The following is a 1,325-nucleotide window of genomic DNA, read 5'->3' on the forward strand; positions in this document are numbered from 1 at the left end:
TGCTAGATCGGCTGCAGTCGGGAGTCCTGGTTCATAGAGCCGATCTTCCAAATTCTTGTGCATTCTCTGCGAACTTCTTCTGTTAATTTTAAGGGTTGCATTTCTTATTTCTCATGGTTGATGGTAAAAACTCTCCTTGTCTGTTTTAGATTGCTAAAAATTGAGTGTAGATCGGTCCGCTGTCTTGTCAGTATCCGTTTGGTTTTTTTGTTTGCTTGAGCGTATTTGGTTGCAGTGAAGGGTATCTGGTTTTGGATAAAAAAGATTTGAATGATTATTTGATAAGAGAAATGACACTTACTCGTTTATCGCATGACACTTATTATCCACAAGAAGAACCCAAGGCAAATCTGTTGCAGTATATTCTGCATATTCAGGAGTGAACGTCTGAAAGCAAGCAAAAAAAAAGGGCCTTTCGGCCCGTTTCGGTAGCTGCGGGTAATGAATGTCCGTAGCGGAGTTTCGTTCTCCGCTCGTCGATCCCTGTCCCCCGTGATTCGACGCTAGGTAGGTAACGATTGGGGACTTCGGTAGACGCTGGGAAGCAATTTCTTAGCTTCTGCGTAGATTTTGTCTCGGTTCCATTCCGGGTGTTCCATTTTGATGCTGAGCGCTAGTTTGGATATGGTGGCTCTGGCTTCTGGATTGAGCTTGTCGAGGTATTTACTTATTGGGTCAAGGCTGCGGGTGCTGATAGTTTGCACGGACGTCTGCCGCTTTTTGGCTGCCTTCTCCTGAGCCTTTTCGTCCGCATTGCGGTCAAAACTTGTAGGGGCCATTCCAGCGATTTTCGCGGTCAGCTGCTTTATCATCGTTGCGTCTCTTTTGGCGCATGCCTTCTTATAGGCTTTTTGTTTTATCCTGAGCCTCTCTCTGGCTTTTGCGCGTTCCTTATCAAGCCAGCCACGGAGTCCCAGAGCGTCGAAGAGCGTGTTGGAAACGATCTTGATCGCGGAAAAACTTCTGTAGGAGCCATCCTTCAACCGTTCCCGGATTTGGGACACGGCGAGATACCCCGCGTCCTTGAGCGTCGCTACGATCCGCGCCGCGCGCCGTTCGCCTAATCCCGCCCAGGTTGCCAGGTGTTCCATCGTGTAGTTGAAGAAGCCATGTTCCGTCGGGAAGCCCACGCGCCCGGTGGCTAAATCCATACGCAGCACCAGTGCGATAAGAAGCATGCCAATGCCGTCGCGTCGCTCGCTGCGGACTTTTCGTCCATCGGCGTGGAAATTTAGAATCGGCAGTAATCCGAGTTTTTCAACGTGCGATAGTAACTTTCTTGCCGCTTCCTGGATGAATTGTGGACGATTTTCCGGTATCGGGAT

The 1,325-nt window shown here is 49.2% G+C and carries 1 protein-coding gene; it reads right to left on the minus strand.

All coding sequences use genetic code 11. The features are described from left to right. Positions 1-503: 503 nt before the first annotated feature. On the minus strand, positions 504-1,325 hold an 822-nt coding region (locus N434_RS25945), incomplete at its 5' end, for a hypothetical protein (protein WP_181424078.1).

Source organism: Rhizobium sp. UGM030330-04, from assembly GCF_003208455.1.
In the GTDB taxonomy this organism is placed as follows: Bacteria; Pseudomonadota; Alphaproteobacteria; order Rhizobiales; family Rhizobiaceae; genus Agrobacterium; species Agrobacterium rhizogenes_A.